The 20,192-nt window shown below is 64.0% G+C and carries 22 protein-coding genes; 9 read left to right on the top strand and 13 right to left on the bottom strand.

Annotation, left to right across the window (positions count from 1 at the left end):
- Positions 1-437: DUF6496 domain-containing protein (locus BRAS3843_RS41815; RefSeq protein ID WP_035982086.1), on the bottom strand; the 437-nt coding region annotated here is incomplete at its 3' end.
- A gap of 200 nt (positions 438-637) precedes the next feature.
- Between BRAS3843_RS41815 and BRAS3843_RS18390 the strand changes: the two genes are divergently transcribed.
- From BRAS3843_RS18390 to BRAS3843_RS18365, 6 genes are all read left to right on the top strand, one after another.
- Positions 638-1,402 (top strand): DUF72 domain-containing protein, encoded by a 765-nt coding sequence (locus BRAS3843_RS18390; RefSeq protein WP_008970498.1) that lies wholly within the window; start codon positions 638-640, stop codon positions 1,400-1,402.
- 185 nt (positions 1,403-1,587) lie between these two features.
- Positions 1,588-2,325 (top strand): Crp/Fnr family transcriptional regulator, encoded by a 738-nt coding sequence (locus BRAS3843_RS18385; RefSeq protein WP_008970497.1) that lies wholly within the window; start codon positions 1,588-1,590, stop codon positions 2,323-2,325.
- Positions 2,326-2,829: 504 nt separating this feature from the next.
- Positions 2,830-3,786, top strand: coding sequence for a hypothetical protein (locus BRAS3843_RS18380; RefSeq protein ID WP_008970495.1), 957 nt, complete (start codon positions 2,830-2,832; stop codon positions 3,784-3,786).
- Positions 3,787-3,964: 178 nt separating this feature from the next.
- The gene (locus BRAS3843_RS18375; RefSeq protein ID WP_008970494.1) at positions 3,965-4,171 is read left to right on the top strand and encodes a hypothetical protein; all 207 of its coding nucleotides are present in this window, start codon (positions 3,965-3,967) and stop codon (positions 4,169-4,171) included.
- 98 nt (positions 4,172-4,269) lie between these two features.
- Positions 4,270-4,650, top strand: coding sequence for a hypothetical protein (locus BRAS3843_RS18370; protein ID WP_008970493.1), 381 nt, complete (start codon positions 4,270-4,272; stop codon positions 4,648-4,650).
- Positions 4,651-4,867: 217 nt separating this feature from the next.
- Positions 4,868-5,542, top strand: a complete 675-nt coding sequence (locus BRAS3843_RS18365; RefSeq protein ID WP_008970492.1) for an HAD family hydrolase — start codon at positions 4,868-4,870, stop codon at positions 5,540-5,542.
- Here BRAS3843_RS18365 and BRAS3843_RS18360 read toward each other — a convergent pair.
- From BRAS3843_RS18360 to BRAS3843_RS18330, 7 genes are all read right to left on the bottom strand, one after another.
- Complete coding sequence (locus BRAS3843_RS18360) at positions 5,539-5,736, bottom strand: hypothetical protein (RefSeq protein WP_008970491.1); 198 nt, start codon at positions 5,734-5,736, stop codon at positions 5,539-5,541. The genes BRAS3843_RS18365 and BRAS3843_RS18360 overlap by 4 nt on opposite strands.
- Positions 5,733-6,860, bottom strand: a complete 1,128-nt coding sequence (locus BRAS3843_RS18355) for a PepSY-associated TM helix domain-containing protein (RefSeq protein WP_008970490.1) — start codon at positions 6,858-6,860, stop codon at positions 5,733-5,735. Before BRAS3843_RS18355 ends, BRAS3843_RS18360 begins: the two co-directional genes overlap by 4 nt.
- Before the next feature lie 22 nt (positions 6,861-6,882).
- On the bottom strand, positions 6,883-9,180 hold the full coding sequence (locus BRAS3843_RS18350; protein ID WP_035982083.1) for a TonB-dependent siderophore receptor: 2,298 nt from the start codon (positions 9,178-9,180) through the stop codon (positions 6,883-6,885).
- A gap of 282 nt (positions 9,181-9,462) precedes the next feature.
- Positions 9,463-10,299 carry an HD domain-containing protein gene (locus tag BRAS3843_RS18345; RefSeq protein WP_008970488.1) on the bottom strand — a complete coding sequence of 279 codons (837 nt, stop codon included), beginning with the start codon at positions 10,297-10,299 and terminating at the stop codon, positions 9,463-9,465.
- 138 nt (positions 10,300-10,437) lie between these two features.
- Positions 10,438-10,794, bottom strand: coding sequence for a hypothetical protein (locus tag BRAS3843_RS18340; RefSeq protein WP_008970486.1), 357 nt, complete (start codon positions 10,792-10,794; stop codon positions 10,438-10,440).
- Between the two features lie 49 nt (positions 10,795-10,843).
- Positions 10,844-11,728 (bottom strand): hypothetical protein, encoded by an 885-nt coding sequence (locus BRAS3843_RS18335; RefSeq protein ID WP_008970485.1) that lies wholly within the window; start codon positions 11,726-11,728, stop codon positions 10,844-10,846.
- Positions 11,729-11,976: 248 nt separating this feature from the next.
- Positions 11,977-12,162, bottom strand: a complete 186-nt coding sequence (locus BRAS3843_RS18330; RefSeq protein WP_035982080.1) for a hypothetical protein — start codon at positions 12,160-12,162, stop codon at positions 11,977-11,979.
- A 221-nt stretch (positions 12,163-12,383) separates the two neighbouring features.
- Here BRAS3843_RS18330 and BRAS3843_RS18325 point away from each other — a divergent pair, with 221 nt between their 5' ends.
- Complete coding sequence (locus BRAS3843_RS18325) at positions 12,384-12,617, top strand: hypothetical protein (protein ID WP_008970483.1); 234 nt, start codon at positions 12,384-12,386, stop codon at positions 12,615-12,617.
- A 265-nt stretch (positions 12,618-12,882) separates the two neighbouring features.
- Entirely contained in the window at positions 12,883-13,260 is a 378-nt protein-coding gene (locus BRAS3843_RS18320; RefSeq protein WP_035982078.1) for a hypothetical protein, read from the top strand.
- Between the two features lie 121 nt (positions 13,261-13,381).
- Here BRAS3843_RS18320 and BRAS3843_RS18315 read toward each other — a convergent pair whose 3' ends face one another.
- The 4 genes from BRAS3843_RS18315 to BRAS3843_RS18300 all read right to left on the bottom strand — a co-directional run bounded on the left by BRAS3843_RS18315 (position 13,382) and on the right by BRAS3843_RS18300 (position 18,963).
- Entirely contained in the window at positions 13,382-15,406 is a 2,025-nt protein-coding gene (locus BRAS3843_RS18315; protein WP_008970480.1) for a methyl-accepting chemotaxis protein, read from the bottom strand.
- A 141-nt stretch (positions 15,407-15,547) separates the two neighbouring features.
- Positions 15,548-16,501 (bottom strand): glyoxylate/hydroxypyruvate reductase A, encoded by a 954-nt coding sequence (locus BRAS3843_RS18310; RefSeq protein WP_008970479.1) that lies wholly within the window; start codon positions 16,499-16,501, stop codon positions 15,548-15,550.
- Positions 16,498-17,796: an ArgE/DapE family deacylase gene (locus BRAS3843_RS18305; RefSeq protein ID WP_008970478.1), complete on the bottom strand. Its 1,299-nt coding sequence runs from the start codon at positions 17,794-17,796 to the stop codon at positions 16,498-16,500. The genes BRAS3843_RS18310 and BRAS3843_RS18305 overlap by 4 nt, the downstream gene beginning before the upstream one ends.
- A gap of 279 nt (positions 17,797-18,075) precedes the next feature.
- Positions 18,076-18,963: a LysR substrate-binding domain-containing protein gene (locus tag BRAS3843_RS18300; RefSeq protein ID WP_008970477.1), complete on the bottom strand. Its 888-nt coding sequence runs from the start codon at positions 18,961-18,963 to the stop codon at positions 18,076-18,078.
- A 274-nt stretch (positions 18,964-19,237) separates the two neighbouring features.
- Between BRAS3843_RS18300 and BRAS3843_RS18295 the strand changes: the two genes are divergently transcribed.
- Entirely contained in the window at positions 19,238-19,483 is a 246-nt protein-coding gene (locus tag BRAS3843_RS18295; protein ID WP_008970475.1) for a hypothetical protein, read from the top strand.
- Between the two features lie 128 nt (positions 19,484-19,611).
- On the opposite strand, the gene BRAS3843_RS18290 is transcribed toward BRAS3843_RS18295, so the two are convergent.
- Positions 19,612-20,192 (bottom strand): NAD(P)H-dependent oxidoreductase (locus BRAS3843_RS18290; RefSeq protein ID WP_035982076.1); only part of this gene is annotated, 581 nt, incomplete at its 5' end.

Below are 20,192 nucleotides of genomic sequence, written 5' to 3'. Positions count from 1 at the left end.
TGACGCTTGCTCATCTTCGAGCGGCCCTCGATCCCACGCTTCTTTGCCTTGGCATAGAGCTCTTGCCGTGTCGGACCGCCGGGCCTCCGCGCCCGCGATCGCGCAGCCTTCTGCCCCCGCGCGGTCGATTTGCGCGCGTTGCGCCCGCCCATGGCGCGCGTGCTCTCGCGCCGGCCGGACGCCCCGACCCGCGATTTGCCTTCGCGCTCCTGCTGCGCGGTGCGGCCCTCGGCCTCCTTGCGCTCGGTCCGCTGCAGATTGCGCTTGTTTCGGCGGGGGCTTTCATATTTGGACGCGCCCGCCTCTTCCAACGCAATTGCGATCGCCTGCCGCCGGTTCTTGACCTTGCCGCCGCGGCCGCTTCGGAGCTCGCCATGCTTGAACTCATGCATCACCCGGCCGGTGATGCGCCCTTGCCGTGCTGATTCCTTCGCCATCGCAGGTCCTCCCGTCACGACGCAGCAACACACCGACGCGAGGCAATGTTCCCCGACACGACGTGATGTAATGTTGGTCGCCCTGACACTGCGTATCGCGCTCGCTCCACCGCCTCCACCCTGCGTCGGCTCAGGGTGGAACCGCATCTGGCTTGATGGCTTGTGATGTGAGAAGCTTGTTTGCAATCGCAGGGCGGATCATGGCGCGGATTCTGATCGGCACTTCCGGCTGGCACTACGGCTCCTGGCGCGGCGTCTTCTTCCCCAGCGAGTTGTTGATCAAGCATCAGCTGCGCTACTATGCGAGCCAGTTTCAGACGACCGAGCTGAATGGCGTGTTCTATCGCACCCCGACCGAAGACGCCGTGCGCAGCTGGCGCGAGCAGACCGGGCCCGACTTCGTCTTCGCCTGGAAGGCGTCCAAATTCATCACGCATTGGAAACGGCTATCGGACCGTTCGGTCAACAGCCTGGAACTGATGGAGAGCCGGCTGACGCTGCTCGGCGACAAAGCGGGCCCGGTGCTGTTTCAGCTGCCGCCGCAGTTCGAAGCCGATCCCGACCGGTTGGGAGCATTCTTCAAGCTGTTGCCGGGCAAGCGACGTTACAGTTTCGAATTCCGTCATCCGAGCTGGTATTGCGCGCGCATCATGCGGATGCTCGCCGACGAGAATATCTCGCTCTGCCTGTCCGACCATCACGACGCGCCGGCGCCATGGAAGCGCACGGCCGATTTCGTCTATGTGCGCGGGCATGGGCCCGGCGGCGACTACAAGGACAACTATCCGACGGCCACGCTAAGCGCCTGGGCGAAACGCATCCGCTCGTGGAAGGCGCAGGGCTGCGACGTCTTCGTCTATTTTGATAACGATCAGAAGAGCGCAGCGCCCGCCGATGCCTTGAAGCTGCGCGGTATGCTCGAGTCGGGCCAGCGCCCCTCGCACGCCCCGCGCGCCGCGGCTTAGTTAACGATTCGCGCTCAGCCGCCCGGACGCGACCTGGGGGCCGATCCGGCGCCTGAGAATGCTTGTGGGTCGCTCTCATCAGCAGCTGCGTCGCCCCATAATGCAAGTGCGAAACACGTAAGCCCTTGGTAAGGTGGGCCGTCGATCAGGCGCCATCAAACCCAGTCGTGTGGGGGGACCGGGCCTTGAATCATGTCATTCGGAAGCTTGAGCACTTTGTCCATTTGTCCGCGGCCGATCGCGCGGTGCTCAACCGGGCGGCCGCACAGCGTGTCAGAAGCTTCGCCGCGCGAGCCGACGTCGCGCGCGAAGGCGAGAAGCCGAAAGACGTTCACTTGATTCTGGCCGGCTGGGCCTGCCGCTACAAACAGCTCGACGACGGCAGGCGTCAGATTCTCTCCTTCCTGCTGCCTGGGGACATCTGCGACCTCAACGTCTTCATCCTGGAGGAGATGGACCACTCGATCGGCACGATCACGCCGGTCACGATCGCCGACCTGCCCCGGGAATTTTTCGACGACATCAACGCCGAGCATCCGCGCATTGCAGCCGCGTTCTGGTGGGAGACCTTGGTCGCCGCCGCCATTCAGCGCGAATGGACGACGAATCTCGGACAGCGGACCGCCTTGGAGCGCATGGCTCACCTGCTCTGCGAGATATTCTATCGGCTGCAGCTCACCGGACTGACGGAGCAGAATACGTGTGAGTTTCCGCTCACTCAATCCGATCTTGCCGAGGCAACCGGGCTGTCCAAGGTCCACGTCAACCGGACGCTGCAGGACATGCGGGCCGGCGAGCTGATCGTGCTGAAGGGCAAGATCCTGATGCTGCCGGAGCTCGATCGCCTCATGAGCACCGGCTTGTTCAACGCCAAATACCTGCACTTGAACCACGACGGCCGTCAGCTTGACGCCAATGACTGACACCGGTCGGGTCGTCTATGCTGACTATCGGGTCTGCCGAGTCGGTCTGTGGCGCTGTCGGAGATCACTCCCGTCAGCCGAACCGCTTGCCGAGCCCAGCGCCAAAGGAAAAAAGTTCCACATCGGCCTTGCTGCAGAGCAAACTATTTTGGTTGGCAAGGCGCATCTGGCATTGCAAAATGAAGGCGGAGGTATCCGACGGACCCACAAAGCAGCCCCAGATTTACCAGGTAACCGCCTTGCTTTGGTCAAATCTGGCTGGACTGTGGAGAATGGCAGGGATCGACCAGCCGATGCGCGACCTGACGCAGATGGGAACGTCGGTCGGCGCGGGCTGAGTTTGGAATTGAACCGCGAGTTGGAAGTGAACGGTGCTGGCGCAGAATGCGCTGGGCGCGAGGGACAACCGGTATCAGTTTTGCGTCGACGCGGCCGCGAAGGTCGATCATGCGAGCGAAGGCTGCGCCCTGCTGATGCGGGCGGGCCATAGAGGACGGATCGCCAATGCTTTCCACCCCACCTGGGCAAGACACCACTCAGCAACCTAAGGCTGTGATCGATCCCGAGATCATCCTGGCCGCCCGCGCGGACAGAGTCTCGTCGCCGCAGGGCGCCGAGGCTGCACGGCGCGCCGAACGCCAGGGCCAGCGGCCGGCCGAGATTCCTGTTCCTGCCGTCGACACCCGCCTTCGTGTAACCGACGCCGGCGTGGAGGATGGGCCCGCGGAACGCAGCTCGATCACGACCTGGGTGATCCGGACCGTGATGGCGGTGGGGTTTGCGGTCTGCAGTGCCGTCGCAGCTGCCGCCTGGCAGACCTACGGCGACCAGGCGCAGGAGGTGATCGCGCGCTGGATACCGCATATCTCGCTGATGTCGACACCCACGGACAAGACTGCCTCCGAGCCGGCCGCGCAGCAGGCTAGCGCAGAGGGCGAGAGCGCACCTGCCGACGCGCAGCAGCCGCCGCAGCCTGCTCCGGCCGCGGCGCCCGCGGCTGCCGCTCCGGCAGCCGTAGCCGATGCTGCCTCGGACCAGACCCAGTTGTTGCAGTCCATGGCGCATGATCTTGCGGCGATGGGACAGCAGATTTCCGACCTCAAGGCCAGCATCGCCCAGCTGAAAACGGGCCAGGACCAGCTGACGCGCGAGGTCGCGCGGCTGTCGGAGGCCAGGGCGGAAAAGACCAGCGAGGCCAGGCCGTTCGACCCCAGGGCGATCGAGCAGACCTTGCGCCCGCGCCCCGCGCCACGGCCGGCGACGGCTGCGGCAGGTGCCTTGCCTACCCCCGCACCAGCGCCCGTCCATCGGCCGCGCCCGACGCCACCACCCGCCCAGAGCGTGGCGGCCCCGCCGTCTTCCCCGGCGCCGATCCCGCTGCAATCCGCTCCGGCGGCCCAGCAGGTGACCACTGATTCCGACGGCAATAACGTGGTGCGGCCGCCGATGCCGGTGCGCTGAGCGGATCGCGCCCTATCCGCTGCCTCTCGAGCCGAGCTCAAGGCGCGGCGATTTGGCGTATTCTGCTGCTGGCTTGATGCTTGTCGGCGCGCGGGCTTCCACGTTATGGAACCCTACGAGGCGCAGTGCACGGGAGATTCTGCGTCCCCAAAATTAAGCAAGCATTGGCGAGGAGCCCATGAGCCTGACCGATCCGACCATCTTAAGCGCGTCCGAGCTCGCCACCCGCATCGCGATCCTGCGCGACAACATTCGCCAGATCACCGAGCAGGCAGCGTCCCAATCGGGAGCAGCCGACGAGGAGCGCAATGCAGACCGCCTCGCGCAGCAGAGCGAGGAGCTCGACCTCCTGATCAAGGAGCAGGAGCGCCGTCTCAATAAATAGGCCGCGCGGCATCCTGTGTGCCGGTTCACAGCGTCCCGCTGTTGCTCAAGCCGCTTCTCCGAGCTAGCCTTGAAAAAAACAGCGGGAGGTTTCCAAGGATGCGTTATGCGTTGACGGTGGCGGCGTTGCTGATGATCGCGGCTCCAGCCCAGGCCGAGCCACGCTCGGAATATGTGACGATGGTGCTGCAGGCGTTCGCCGCCAAAGTCGAGTGTCCCGGCACTGACCTAGTCTACCAGGACCTCGTGCAGAAGGCCCAGGACATGCACATGCCCGACGGCACCACCGAGCAGGTGCGCAAGGCCATCGCCTATTTGCACACCGGCGGCCGCATGGGCGAGCGCCAGGACGACAGCCTGATGTCGGAAGTCGCTGTAGCCACGCAGACGACCGATTTCGATCAGCGTCGGCTCGGCATGACCACCTGGTGCGAAGAGCAGAAGAAGCGCCTGGCTGGCTTTATTCGCACCAAGAACTAGTCGCGACTGGCGGCATCGGCCTGCTCACCTGCAGGGATCACCTGCAAGGGATCACCTGCATGTGATGTCAACCATTGCATCCGCAGTCGATTGGCAGGCCGCTCGCGAACGTCAGATCCGCTCGGTTGGCATCGCGGTCAGAGATGTCTGATAGGCCGGGAACACCCTGGCGGTGTCATGCGTGATGCATGACACCGCACTGAAAAGGAGCCGGCCGATGCGCATCGAAACCGCCTTTCTGTTCGATCTGGACGGGACGCTGGTCGACAGCGTCTACCAGCATGTGCTGGCCTGGAAGACGGCGCTGGACGCCGAGAACATCGAGCTCTCGGTCTGGCGCATTCACCGCAAGATCGGCATGAGCGGCGGGCTCTTCACCAACCAGCTCCTGCGCGAGACCGGCGAGGCGATCGAACCCGATCGTATCGATCGGCTGCGTCTCGCTCACGCCGAAGCCTATCGGCAGCTCGGCAACAAGGTTCGTCCCCTGCCCGGCGCGCGCGAGCTGCTCACCTTCCTGACCGACGCTGGCATTCCCTGGGCGGTCGCGACCAGCGGCCGCATGGAGACTGCAGCCATCAATCTGGCCGCACTCGGCGTCGACCCGGAGACATGTCCCGTGGTGACCCGCGATCAGGTCCGCTACGCCAAGCCGGATCCGGACCTGTTTCTGGCCGCAGCGGCGCGCCTCGAAATGCCGATCGAGCGCTGCGTCGTGGTCGGCGATAGCATCTGGGACATGCTGGCGGCGACCCGTTGCCGCGCGCTCGGGGTTGGCCTGCTCAGCGGCGGCTATGGCTCGGAAGAATTGCGGCAGTCCGGCGCCATCCGCGTCTATGAGGACCCAGCCGATTTGCTTGATCATATCGACGAGGTCGGCGGCAGGCGTTAACGCAGCCCCCCGCTTCTCAGCCCGAACCAGGCGACGACCGCGACCGGGGCGCCGACGCCCAGCCAGCACAGCACCTCGCCGATCGGGCCAAGTGCAAAGGCTGCGACCAGACCTATGGCGCTGATCGCGGCGAGCGCGAGCGGCGGCCCCACGACGCCGGCGACGCTCGGCTTGCGCTGGGGTGGCCGGTTCATGCGCGACGTCCCGGAACCATGGCTGCGCGCTGCGGCCTGCGCCGGGTTCGCGCGATCCACAGATAGAGGCCACTGCCGATCACCACGATGGTGAAGAGGTCGAGAACTGCCCAGATGATCTTCAGCGGCAGTCCAGCGTAATCGCCGAAATGCAGCGGCTGCGACACGAACAGCGCCTTCAAATAGATCGGCAGCTCGGCCGCCCCGGTCACTTCCCCGGTGACGCCGTCGAGCAGCACCGGTTTCAACAGCCTGGAGGTCAGCGGCTGGTCGCCGCGCATAAACGCGGCAAAATGATGCGAACTCGTGAACGGCGTTCCCGGAAAGGCCAGGAATGCGATCTCCATAGCCGGCGCGGCCGCCCTGGCATTCGTCACCACCTGATCGAGCGAGGCCAGCTGTGACGGCCTCGGCATCCCCGCATAGGGCGCGACCATGCCGGCAAGCTCGGTCGCCTGCCAGCGCATCAGCATCAGCTCCGCCCAGCTGTTGATGACGCCGGTGCCGCCGACCACGATGGCCCAGACCAGCGTGGTGATGCCGATCAGATTATGCCAGTCGAGCCAGAGCACCCGCCGCGATGCGTTTCGCCGCAAGCTGCCGAAATCGAGCCGCCGTGTGAATGGCCAATACAGCACAACGCCGGAGACGATCGCGATCAGGAACAGCAATCCCATCCCGCCGAGATAAAGTTTGCCGGCAAGCCCGACATACATGTCGGTGTGGAGTTTCAGGAGGATCAGCATCGGGCCGGTGCCGACTGGCCCCGCCGCACTGGTATCGGCGATGTTGAAGGCCGTGAGCACGGCATCATCAGGCGGCCCGTCGACGGCGTGGTTGGTGTAGGCGATGACCAGCCCCGGGGCATCGCGATCCCAGGCGAGATATTGCAGGACCTTTCCCGGCGCATGCGCCAGTGCAGCGCGCGCGATCTCGTTCACCGTCGCTTTGCCACCGCGTTCCAAGACTGGCTTGGCCTGAGGCGCGTAGCCGAGCCATTCATCGATCTCATGGTGGAAGATCAACGGCAGGCCGGTCAGGCAGAGCAGCAGCAGGAAGACGGTCGAGATCAGGCTGGACCATTGATGGACCAGCCTGATGATCCGGACCGTTCCCGCCGTCACCGTGGCACCTTCGCAACGACGACTACCATTTGTAGGTCGCGCTCAGGGTTGCGCGGCGACGGTCGGCATAGAAGCAGGCGGTCGCGGAACTGCAGCCGGCCACGTAGATCTTGTCGGTGATGTTGGTGACATTGAGCGCGAAGCGCCAGCGGTCGATCTCGTAATGAAGCGCCGCATCGCCGACCACGAAGGACGGCACCACCAGCGTGTTCTGGGCATCGGCGTAGGAGTGCCCATTGTAGCGGACGCCTCCGCCGAAGCCGAAACCGGTGAGCGCCCCGGTCTTGAACGTATAGTCGCCCCAGAGCGAGGCGATCTCGCTCGGCGTGTTGGTGGGTACCTTGTCGATCAGCGTGGGATCGTTGTCCTTGCTGACGAAAATCCGGAAATTGGTGTAGGAGCCCTTGAGCTTCAGTTCCGGCGTGAGGTTGGCAACCGCTTCGAGCTCGACGCCGCGCGAGGTCACTTCGCCCGTTTGAACCGACTGCAGCACATTGTTGGGATCCACCGTCTGCACGTTCTGTCGCTTCAAGTCGAACACCGCTGCAGCGAAATAGCCGTCCAGACCCTTGGGCTGGACCTTGACGCCGACTTCGGCCTGCTGCCCGGTTTCCGGCGCAAACAGCACGGTATTGCCGGAGGTGTTTGTGAGCGTGCCGATGATCGGATTGTAGCTCGTCGCATAGGATAGGTACGGCGCAATGCCGACATCCGTGTTGTAGATCGCCCCGAGACGGCCGCTGAAGTGGCTGTCGTCGCGGGACTGGCTCGCGCCGATCCGATTGTTCAGGTCAGTGTCAACCCAGTCATTGCGGCCGCTGAACACCAGGCTCAATTGGCCGATCTTCATCTGCTCCTGGGCGTAGATCGCGGCCTGTTTCTGCGTGATGGTCCGATCCAGGAAGGTCGTGCCCGGGAAACCTCCCGAATATCCATAGGTTGGCGCGAGCAGATTGAGCGAGGGCGTCGCGAAGTCGAACGCCTGAAGGTCGTGGATCTCATAGTGTTTCAGGTCGACGCCGACCAACGCGGTGTGCTGAACCACGCCTGTGTTGAAGCGGTACTCGAGCTGGTTGTCGAGATTGGCCTGGTCGGCGATATCCCGCGCATAGTCATTGAAGCGCGACAGCGTGGCGTTCGCGGCCGAGCCGACATAGCCGTTGCCCAGCAAGGTCTGCAGCGTGACGTCGTCATGGGCGTAGCGGGCGTTCTGCCGGAACGTGACACTGTCGGTCAGGTTCTTCTCGAACTGATAGCCGACCATCTCCTGTTCGCGTGAAAACTTGTCATTGGCCGGATCGCCCGTGAACAGATGGGTGGGGATTCGTCCGAACGGCGCATCCACCACGGTGCCGGTGTAAGGCAGGAAGTTCTGTGGCCGCGTCTCATATTTCGTCGCCGAGGCCAGCAGCGTGAACTTGGTGTCGAGATCGGGCTGATAGGTGACAGATGGCGCGAAAAAATAGGCATTGTCGGGCGTGAAGGCGGTCTGGGTATCGCCGTTCTTCACCGAGCCGATCAGCCGGTAGGAAAGCTCCTTGCTTGGCCCGGTGGCCGTCATGAACGGACCGGTGAAATCGAAGGTCGTATAGGCGTTGCCGAACGAATTGACACCGACTTCCACGCTGTTCGACGGGGTCGTCGACGGTACCTTGCTGATGGCGTTGATGATCCCGCCGGGGCCGCTGCCGCCATAGAGCACGGCCGAGGGACCGCGCAGAATATCGATGCGTTCGAGTCCGGCGGGATAGAGCTTCCAGGTCGCAAATGCGGTGCTGAACAATTGCAGTCCGTCGGCGAAGAAGCCGACGTCCTGCGCGTCGAAGCCGCGAACCTTGAACCAGTCGTTGCGCACGTCGGAGCCGAACGTCTGAGTGCCGACACCCGGCGCATAACGCAGCGCCTCGGAGAGATTGACTGGCTTCTGATCGCGGATTTCCTCCGCGCCCACCACCGAGATCGCCTGCGGGGTCTCCATGATCGGCGTATTGGTCTTGGTGCCGGTCATCGCGCGGGTCGCGACATAGCCGTTGATCGGGCCACGCGGATCGCTGCCCGGCTCGGACGCCTGCGTCCGGGCCGGTTGGTTTGGAGCTGCGGCTGCGGCTATCCCGCGATTGCCGCCGCCACGCGCACGCGCTGCGGAGGCGGTCGCACGTCGGCCCACGGCGGTCGGCGCGTTGCGCACCTGGCGTGCTTTCGGCGCGTCGATCGTAACCGCCGGCAGATTGCGGCTCTCATTCGAGCCTGTGCTTTGAGCCGACGCGCCGGGTGCCTGAACGCACAGCGCGACAAGTGATACCGAAGCGAACTGAACCATTCTCACGCTCGACCGCGCCGTCATCGTCACCCCCGAACTGAACGCATTGAGTTGGAAACAATGCGAAATCATCTCACCGCGAGTAGCGGCTTCGGGGGCTGCTTAGCATCGGCACACGCTTCGGGAACGAAGCGGCGGAATTGAATCCATCTAACTCATGACACGCGTGCGAGCGTCGCGCATGCAGAGCACGCGGTGCTAACTGATCTTAAAATCGATCTAATGTTGCTTTGGGAGATACGACTTCGGGCCGACGAGCAGGCGGCGCAGGTTGAAGGTCTCTTAGCTCTGCGGCCCCGACAATGAGATCTCGCGCTCGGCGCGAAACACATTGGCGTAGAGATTCGCGATCCACTGCCGTCCGGTCGAGGTCATGTTGAGATAGCGGATCTCGGTCTGGATATGCGGGGCAACGCTGTTCCAGTAGAACTGGGGATAGCGGTCGACGATGTCGGCCGGCGAGTCGTAGCCGAGCTGCCGGTTGATCCCGACCTCCTCGAACTCGTGATAAAGCGCGTTGGCCTTGCGGATGTAGTTGGGATCGCCGAGCTGCCCGATCAGGTCGGCGGCGCGCACGATCGACTGTTCCTCGTCGAACTGCTGCCCGGCCAGCGGCGGAAAGCGCGTGCCCTCGATCGCGCGCGCGATGCGCTTTTTGTCGAGCGGCTCGAGGCCTTCGAATCGGTCTAGGACGTACAGCTTGGAACGATCGACGTGATATGGCATCAGCCCGGCGTCCGAAGATCCCCGCGGGAGGCAGATCTTGCGACCGGCATCATCGACCACGAAACCTTCCTGGCCATCGTCCGTGAACAGGCCACGGACATAGCCGATGTCGTGCAACACGCAGGCGATGATCACCTGAGCGTAGTCGTCAGCGGTGAGATGACTGTGCAAGGCGCGTCCGCGCAGGATTTCATGTCCGGCCAGCGTCACCAGCAGGGTGTGCTCGACGTTGTGATAAAGCGCATCGCTGTTGCCGATGCATTCAAGTGCGACGCGCGCGACAGCCGGGACCACCTCGGCGAGGCGGGTTTTTGACGATCCGAAACGACGGCGCATATAGGAGCCGAGAAACTCCTCCAACGCTGCGGACGCGAGTTCCGGTAAGGTCATCATTGGGTGGTGCCCCCGCTTCAGTCAGCCCGCCTTCGCTCCACTCGTCCATTGACCATGGAGCATAGCCGAGAACGGGCTGACCGGCCACATCCGGGGTGATGCGGCCGGTGGTCTGCGGGAACGTTGTTGCTGAGAGAGCTAATGACCCGTCACTGGCCTCGGCGGGCGCGGGGGCCGGTCTGAGCGGCCCTTCGTGCGGTGTGGCGTTGTGCCGTGCGCGGCCGGCGGCTCGTCGACGGACTGGAGATAGGAGGCAAGTGCGGAGGCCGTATCCGAACCACTGGTGTAATGCTGCTGCAAAAACAAGTAGAGCGTGAGGCGGAAGCGCCCCTTGGCAAGGCCGCGCGGGCTGCGATGGCAGCTTGCGCAGCTATCCGCAAACAGCCTGGCGCCCGACTTGCCGGCATCGAAATTCTCGGCAAGCGCGGCAGTGCCGGCCAGCAGCAAAAGCGTACCGCCGATCCCGAATCCCCACCTGAGGACGCGCGACCGCACGGGCCGGACGCTCCGGCCACCGTCACGGACCCGCGCCGGGCTGCGACGCTCAGGCCACATCGGCCTGCGGCGACTCGTGTGCTGCGGCGGCTAACGCATCAAGATCGACGAGAGCCGGATCATCCTCCCGCGGTTCCGCCTGCTGCTGCCCGCTGCCATGGACATGCATCAGGGTCTGCACCCGCCGTGCGTTCAGATAGTCGACATGCTGGTGCTGCAGTGCCGCTGCCAGCAGCGGCTTTGGCAGGGCCACCATGGTGAACGCCGCCACGCGCTTGACCTCGTCGCCTTCCCGCCAGGTGAGCGGGTTCAGCGCATAGATCATCTGCCGGTCGGTCTCCGGCGGCGGCAGCTGCTTGATCTCCGGCGGCGCCAGCAGCGCGACATTGGCGTTTCCGGCGCGGGTGCGCACCGCGGCCGAGCGCAATTCCCAACAGATCAATTCGGCCGCGGCCAGCACCTCGTGCCTGATGGCCTCCACATCGGTCGCAAAGCGCGTCGCCTCGCTGAGCGCCGCCTTGCTACGTGTGACGGCATCGACCAGCGCGGCCGCACCGATCTCGAATCGCGGCGCCGCCTGCTCGATCGCCGCAGCGACGGCCTCGATCTCATTCGCTGCGCGGTCACGATCGCGCTGGGCGACGGCTTCAGCCAGCGCACGCTCGGCGAGCACGATCTGCTCATCGCAGTCGGCCACCGCGGCCCGCATCGCCTTGGCCTTGTCTTCGACCGAGGCCATCTTGGCCTCGGCCCGGTCGAGCTGCGCATTGGTGGCCCCTGCCCTGGCAAGGCGCTCAGCGGCAAGCCGCTTCTCTTCCAGCGCCTTCTCGGCCAGCTCCAGCCGCTCCTTGAGCTTGTGGCGGGTCGCCTGCTTGTCCTTCAGCGCCCGCTCGAAAATCTCGACCGGGCTGAGCTCACGCTTGAAAAAGGCCATCGAGTATCCCTTTGGCGACATCTCGCCGCGAACGCGTCAGGTCGCGGCGAGATTCGCCGCCGAATCATTTCGGTTGGATTCTTGCGTGGAAATTGGGTCGGAAACCAGGATGAGATCGCTTTGCGCGCACGATTGACAGTGGAGAAACCGGCACGCCGAATCACCGCCCGAGGCGGCGAAGGCTGCCTCGGAGTGCTGCAAGGAAGGCTGCCTCGGAGTGCTGCAAGAGCGTCTTGCGTCGAAAACTCTCAGCTCTGATGCGGGCCCCGCATCATCTTCATGGCATCCGCGATATGACGCCATTCCTTGGCCTCGTCGGCCTCGCCTTTGCTCTCGCAAGCTTGTGCCTTCTGTGCGGCCTGAGCAATCGCCTGTGCGCCGTGCTGCTCCATCATCTGTCGTGCGATCGTGTGGATTTCGATTTCCGACATCATCTCGCTCTCCCTCGTCCAACAGCGGCGTTCGTCGTCGACACTATTTAACGAGCAAGCGTTCATAAGGGTTCCCGCTGTGGCCGCAATAGCGCGAACAGTTCCATCAAATTGTATGTAATTTCCGTAATTTACCCTACGTGGTCGCCCCGAATTTCCTACCGTGCGCCGCGCTGCTATGAGTGAACTAACGATGATTCACTCCGCGATCGAGGAGGCGGAATATGGCTCAGGTCTTCTTCCATTGCTCCAACGACGACGAGGTTTTGATCGATCGCCGCGGGGCTGCGGTCCTCGATCTGACTGAGGCGCGCGACTACGCGGCACGGGTGATGCGGTCGCTGATCTCCGCGAAGACCAGCGAGGATTGGCGTGAATGGGTGGTTCACGTTGCCGACGATCTCGGCGAGGAGATTTTCGCGGTTCCCTTCGCGTCCGTGCTCGGCCGTATGCAGTGAGCAACCCGATGCTGACCCGCTCGCCTTTGGTTCATGGATTGCGTGCTCTGACAGCGCATTGGCAGCGATTGATCGCGCTGGCCCGGGATCCCTACCGCCCGGAACGTCACTACATGCGCGGGCCCGGCCCGAAATGGCACGCGAAACATGGAGAGCCGCGCGCCGCGTCCTAACGCCGCACGCGGAAAGCCGGGAACTCTGCCGGCATTCTTCTCGCCACATTTCTCCGTATTGCTCGCCCTCGATGAGGACGGAGAGACTTTTCATGATCAGGACTTGGACACGGATTGCCGCCGCGACGCTGACGCTCGCTTGCGCTGCGTCTCCGGCGCTGGCCGACGAACACCGCGGCGGTGACGCTGCGCTCGGCGCCCTCTCTGGTGCCGTGGTGCTCGGTCCGGTTGGAGCCGTTGCGGGTGCCGTGGTCGGTTATACCGCCGGTCCCTCGATTGCACGGTCCTGGGGTTTTCGCCGTTCGCACGCCAGCCGACCGTCGAGACAGTCCGAATCGCGGCAGCCCGCCCGCGAGGCCCATGCCGAGGTTCCCCTGCCCACTCCACGGACCGCGCCCCGGCAGGCGGTGGCAGCACCGGCCGCGGCTCCCCAGGGGCCGACCGCGCCGCCGGTCCAGACCTTCGAATAGCCGGCTAAAGCGCGATGAATCGTCATCGCGCTTTAGATTGTTGCTTGAGCATGATCTCCGTGGAAACGTGTTCCTCGTTTGCCGCGAGGGAAAACCGCGAGGCACTTTTCCGGATCAGGCTCTAAGCAATCTTCTTGAGCATCTCGACGTCGTTCATGGCGCTGGCGAGATCGCCACTGCGTTCACGTACGAACGAGGCGAGATCCGACAACACCCCGTTGATCATGTCGAGGTTATTGAACATCGCCTCGATCTGACCCACGATGCTGTTGTAGCCCTCCTGGGTCTGGACCAGCTGTCCGCGCGTATCCTGAATATTGCTGCCAAGTGAGGACAGCGAGCTCTCCATCCCGCCGATCGAGGCATGCGTGCGCGACAGGCTGCTCCTGGTGTCCTGCGCCAGCTTCTTGACCTCGCTTGCGACGACCGAGAAGCCGCGTCCCGCCTCACCGGCGCGCGCCGATTCGATCGTAGCATTGAGTGCGAGCAGGTTGGTCTGGCCCGCAATCGTGTCGATGATCTTGAGAATATCCCGCAGGCCGTTCATGGCCTGGGTGAGACCCGCGAACTCCTCCGCCAGCGCCGTCGTATCCGTCGCCTTCGCCGCCGCAGCGGCACTCGACAGGATCACCGAATGGACCTCCTTGACGATCGCATTGATCGAGGCGGTCTGCTTCAGCGCGTCCTCGACCTTGCTGCTGAGCGTCGCGCTCGCGCCGAGATATTCGGTGAGGCGCTTGACGATGTCATCCTTGATCCGGTTCAGAACCACCATGCGGTTGAGATGGCTGCGGGTGAAGTAGCCGGCGAAATTCGCGTAGTGCACCGGGAACATGTCCACGAACGGATCGCGCAGCTCATGCGCGCGGGTATCGAAGAACACGACGGCCGTCAGCGTCTGGTTGATGTTGATGCCGAACAGCTCACCAAAGGTCGAGAAGCCGGCGGCCGGCATCGGCCACAGCCCGGCCATGCTGCGCAGCGCGCTCTCGTTGTTGAGGCGGCGCAAGATACAGTCATTGAGCACGACCCCGATCGCGGGCGGTTTGCCTTGCAGGAAGGCCTGCAGGTCTCGCCTCGTCTGCTCGACGAAATCGGTGGCCTCCAACAATTCCAGCCGATCACCCGAATTGACGTCGCAGAAGAAGGAGATCACGCCGGTATCGGCATCGATGCTCGCCACCGAGCGCACGAACAAATCGCCGCCCACCTCGATGCCGAAGGAATAGCGTTGCATCTTCGACATGAGATTGGCAGGCGCTGTCTGGAGCGCCTCGGCCACCGCAGTCGCAAACGGCCGGATCTCGTTGGCCCGTTCGTCAAGCACGCCGGAGACAGTCCGCCGATTCGGATCGGCGCCCATCACCACGAAGGATTTTCCGGTCTTCTTGAAATTCTGGCTCTTGAACAGACTGTAACCCCGTCCCGGCGCCATCTTCATGAAGATCACGACGGCGTGGTTCTCGACCGTCCTGCTGCCATCGAAAATGTAGGTGTTCTTGAAGTCGAACTTGCCTCCCGCCGAGCCACCCACGAACGTGCATGGAAACCTGCCGACGCGGTAGACGGCTTCCATGAAGTAGTTTTCCGAATTGGACACCCCGTCCACCAAAGCAAAGGCGAGCGTATCGCGGATGTCGATTGGAAACGGCGTGCGCACCGTCGACAGCGAACGCGCAATCGCATCGATGCGCGCATCATGCGCCACCGAGGGCGCACCCTTGCGGATATCATCGTTGTGCAGCGGAACGGAGTGGATGCTCACCGCCTTAAGCAGATCGGCCGGAAAGATCTGCACGACGACCGACGACCAGCGCTCGCCAGTCGGCTTGTACAACGATCCCCCTTGCGCCGAGCATAGTTCGCCTGCGGTCGACACCGCGATGATCGGCGTTCTGCCGGCAACGCGCTGCAGGCTTGCGACGACGCGGGAGAAGTCGACGTGGGGAGAGATGAACGCGAAGGCGAGCGGCGATTGATCGCCGTCGAAGCTGAAATCCTGTGGTGAGACGTTGCCGAGACGGTCATCGCTTTCGATGACCCGGATCTGCGACGCTTCGCGAGGTTCCGGCGCATCGCTGGGCGCGTCTGTCTGACCAGTGGGCTCCGGCGTGTTCTGAGCAGGCTTCGAGAACAAGGTGAACATCAGGCAATCCCGTCGCGTAAAGTCTTAACCTCCTTAGAAGCTCCGGATTGCCAATCGGTGTACGCGAACGCCCTGGCGCCGTTTAGTTGTACGGTTCTATATCCGTATCACTACGGATCTATCTTTAGTTGCAACCCGCTCTCAATAGCCGCGGGTGCGGTCGACGGCGTTGAGCAGCGGTTCGCCGCGCACGAGCCGGCGGACATTCTCCGCGATCTGCTGCGCGATGACACTCCACGAGGCGATCGCGGCCATATGCGGCGTCACCAGCACGCCCGGCTCGCGCCACAACGGATGATCCGCAGCCAGCGGCTCGCGTTCGAAGACGTCGAGCACGGCGCCGCGCAGATGACCTTTTCGCAATAGCGCAATCAGGTCGTCGGCGACGAGATGCTCGCCGCGGCTGCACAAGATCAGCGCCGCGCCGTGGCGCAACCGGCTCAATCGCTCGGCATTCAAAAGGCCCACCGTCTCGGGCGTCAGCGGCAGCAGCGACACCAGGATGTCGACATCGCCGAGGAACGCGTCGAGTGCAGCGCTGCCACTGGAGGTCGCAACGCCGGCAACCGTCTTGGGCGATCGCGACCAGGCGCGGACCGAAAAACCGAGATCGACCAGCCGCCGCGCGGCGGCAGTGCCGAGCTCACCGAGACCGAGGATGCCGACCTGCGTGTCCTGCGGCGCGCGCTGGTCATAGCGACGCCAGATGCCGCTGCGCGCATTGGCGACCGCGCGATCGAAGTCGCGGTGGAAGTACAGCGTACTCCACAGCACGAACTCGGTCATGGCGACGCTGAGGTCGGGATCGACGATGCGGCAGATCGGGCGGTCCGGCACGGTCGGATCGGAGAGGATGTTATCGACGCCAGCGGCGATCGAATGGATCAGCTTCAGGTTCGGCATCGCCGCGAGCGCGCCGGCCGGTGGCTTCCAGCACACCGCAAGCTCGGCCTCGCGCGCGGCCGGCTCCGGCCATGACGCACAGGTGACGCCGGGCAGTTCGCGCTGCAGCAACGGCACCAGCGGATCCATCAGGCCGGGCGAACTGAGAAACGCGACGGAAATCACGCTGTCATCGAGAGCTCGATCCGTCATGCCGTTCGCAGACCGCACCATTGCGCAACAAACAACGCAATGCTCAACGTGGTCTTGCGCAGGCTCTCGAGATCGACGCGCTCGTCGAAGGCATGCGGACCGATGCCATAGGGCCCGTAGCACAGCGCCGGGATGCCATAATCGACGGTGTAGTAACGGGTATCGTTGACGGCGGTCGACAGCCTTTCGTCCAGCGGACGCCCGAACACGCGCTCATGGACGGCGGCCAGTGCGGCCTCCGCGGCAGTGCCAGGCTCGCACACCGCGGGATCGGCCTGAAAACCGCTCCAGATCAGCTCGGCAGGATTGCTGGACAGAAAACTGTCGCTCTTCTGAGCCTCGGCGAGGCAGCGAGCGATACCGTCCATGGCCTGCTCCGGCGTCTCGCCGGGCAGGATTCCGAGCCGGCAGTCGAGCTCACACCACGCCGCCGTCGAGCTCGCCCAGTCACCACCCTTGATGATGCCGACGTTGAACTTGATCGGATCCTTCACCGCACCAAACCATGCGTTGCTGACCGCCCTGGCGTTGATCGCCTTCGTGTAGTCCTGGAACGCGCGCACCAGATGCATCGCCGACAGGATGGCGCTGGTGCCGCTCTCGGAATAAGCGACGTGCACGGGCGTACCGCGCACGCGCAGCCGAAACCAGATCGCGCCGACCTGGGCGCGCGTCAGCGTGTGACCGGTCGGCTCCGGGATCAGGCAGGCGTCGGCGGTGTAGCCGCGCATCAACGTCGCAAGCGCGCCATTGCCGGTGCTCTCTTCCTCGGTGACGGTTTCGAGATGAACGCGTCCATCAGGCACGAACCCAGCGCTCCTGATCGCATCGAGCGCGAAGATCATCGCCGAGACGCCGGCCTTCATGTCCTGTGCGCCGCGGCCGATCATCCAGCCGTCACGGACGATGCCCTCGAATGGCGGGTCGGCCCAGAGATCGACCGGTCCTTCCGGCACCACATCGACGTGGCCCTGCAGGATCAGGCTGCGGCCTTTGCCGCTATTGTCCAGCGTCGCCACCACCTGCCTGGAGCCCTCCAGCGGGATGTCGTCCATCGGCGCGGCCTTCGGATGGCGCATCAAGCCGATGTCGGCGAGACTGAACAGATCGGTCTTGTAGCCGCGCTTCTCGAACTGCTTCGCCAGCCAATCCTGCACCGGCTCCTCTTCGCCGCGCAGGCTGCGGAACTGCACCAGCTTCTGCAGGAACGCGACCTGGTCCTGAAAATTCCGGTCGATCGCGGCGCGCAGCCGCTCCATTACGTCGTTCGGCACCGCCGCTGTTTCGTCCGCCACAGTCCTCGCCTCCAGCCGCTCAGTTCCATTCGCCGCGTATCGCGCGGGGAGAACAGTTCTCCAGGATCGCAAGCCCCTCGTCCACCATCGTCGGCCAGCTTGTCAAACTGCCATGGTGGCGAGATGGACGCGGAAGCGGCTCGCACGCTCAGTGGCTGAGCAAGGCCTGTGCAAACCTTGAGCGGCGTGAGCAAAACGCGCCCAATGGTGCGGCTGCGCACGGCAGCGGCTTGCGCGCCGCGCATTCACCCATGCGTCGCCGGCGCAGCTTGTGTTCGCCTAGTCCGCGAGCACTGTCTTCAGCCACAGCCGCAAAGCGACGACCGCGGGATCCTCCCAGCGCTCCTTGAGCGTAACGATCTGATAGGAGTCCATATAGATCGACGACGGAATGACCTCGACCAGTTTGCCCGAGCGCAGATCCTCTTCGGCAAGAACCTCGTTGGCGAGCGCCACGCCCTGCCCGAACCGTGCGGCCTCGATGGCAAGATGCGTGTGCCAGAGCCTCTGGCCATGCAGCGGCCCCGGATCGGGATGGCCCGCAAGCGCGAACCAGCGCTCCCACTGCTCGGTCGAATCCTCGTGGTTCAATGCGGCCGCCGCGAGCTGGGCCAGCGTCGAGATCTCGGGGTGGCGTGCGAGATAGGTCGGGCTTGCCACCGGGAACACGCGCGGGCGCACCAGAGCTTCCGCCATCAGCGCACCATTGGTGTCGATCTTCTCGCCATAGACGATTTCCGCGTCGGCCTCGCGGCGCGTCAGGTCCGGCCGCGACAATGTCGGCTGCAGACTGATGTCCAGGTTGCGCGGTGGTCCCGTCAGTTCCGGCAGCCGCGGCAGCAGCCGGCGGATAGCGATGCCTGGGATGCACCAGATCTTCAGGCTCGGCCGCGTGGCCGGGCGTATCATGGCGGTGGCGCGCACGATGATGTCGAACGCCTGCGTGACCTGCGCATGAAACAATTGGCCGGCATTGGTGAGCGCGATCCCGCGCCCTTCCGCACGCACCAGCGCCACGCTGAGACTCCGCTGCAGGTTCTGCAGATGCCGCGAGACGACGGTATGGCTGACCGCGAGTTCGTCTCCCGCGGCGCGTACGCTGCCTGTGCGCCCGACTGATTCAAATGCGCGCAAGGCAATAAGAGAGGGCAATCCCGATTTCATCATCATAATGGTTACGCTCGGCACAGAGTATGTACGGACCATGCTGCCGAGCCACCGGGACATCCCGCTCTCACCCTCTTCCCTGTGGGGCAGCGAAAACCAGCCCATACCGGCTTTTTAGCGAGTCTAAGCCGGCTTCATGGCTGCGCCGGTTCCCTTTTCAGACGGTGGAGTAACGGAGCTTCAACCACGACTACGGAAGAGCCGCGCATTCGTCTCAAAGTTTCCACAATCGGCTATAGAAAACACTGTTGCTTCGAGCAGGAGAACCCAAAAGATGCGGATCACGGTTGTGATCTTCGTCGGTTCGCTGGCGGCCATTGTTGCAGTGGCGGCGCCGGCACTGGCGAAGAATTCCCAGGCTCCAAAAATTGACGATCAACAGGTCTCGTCCTCTCCCTGCCGGGCCTATCAGCAGGCCCCGGATGGAACCTGGACAGAGCTGCCCTGCCAGGAACCTGGCGCCAGCGCGCCCTCCCGGCAGAAGTCGGTGAGCAGCGGCGCCGCGGCGCCGTCGCGCTGATTGCCCGTCCGACCAATGGTCGATGTGTCTACACCGTGAGGGACGCCGGAGAAGCAATCCAGGGTCGTTATGATCCGGATTGCTTCAGCCGCGACTGACAACCGTCAGCAGATATTGGCCGGCACGGGTCAATACGGCGGCGGCTTCCGCGCATGCTGCGCCTTGGTCGCCTCCACCAACCACAAGAGATCATCGGCGAAGCGCGGGAAAGCATGCTCCAGCGCTTTGCCTGCGTCCCCGACCGGCTTACCTTCAGCCGATAAGGTCTGCGCGATCGGCCCAACGGCCAGCGTGCTCGACACCACGACCATCCCCATTTCCGACAGCGTGCCGTGCCAGGCGGTGGCGGCACGCGCGCCGGAGAGGCGGCCAGCCGAATAGCTTGCGATCGCGGCCGGACGCCAGAACCACTCCTCCAGGAAATGGTCGGTCAGGTTCTTCAGCCCCGGCTGCAGGCCCCAATTATATTCGCCGGTCACGAACACGAAGCCGTCGGCCGCGCGGATCTTCCCCGCGAGCTCCTCCATGGCGGCCGGGGCTTCGCCTTTCTTGTATTCCTTGTACATGCGGTCGAGCATGGGCAGGCCAGCCGCCTTGGCGTCGACCAGCTCGACCTCCTGCCCCTTGGCGCGGAGCCCCTCCACCACGAACTGTGCGAGGCGGATGCCCATCCGGTCGGAGCGGTAGGAGCCGTAGAGGACGAGAAGCC

Source organism: Bradyrhizobium sp. STM 3843, assembly GCF_000239815.1.
Taxonomy (GTDB): Bacteria; Pseudomonadota; Alphaproteobacteria; order Rhizobiales; family Xanthobacteraceae; genus Bradyrhizobium.
This window is presented reverse-complemented; position numbering and strand designations above follow the sequence as displayed.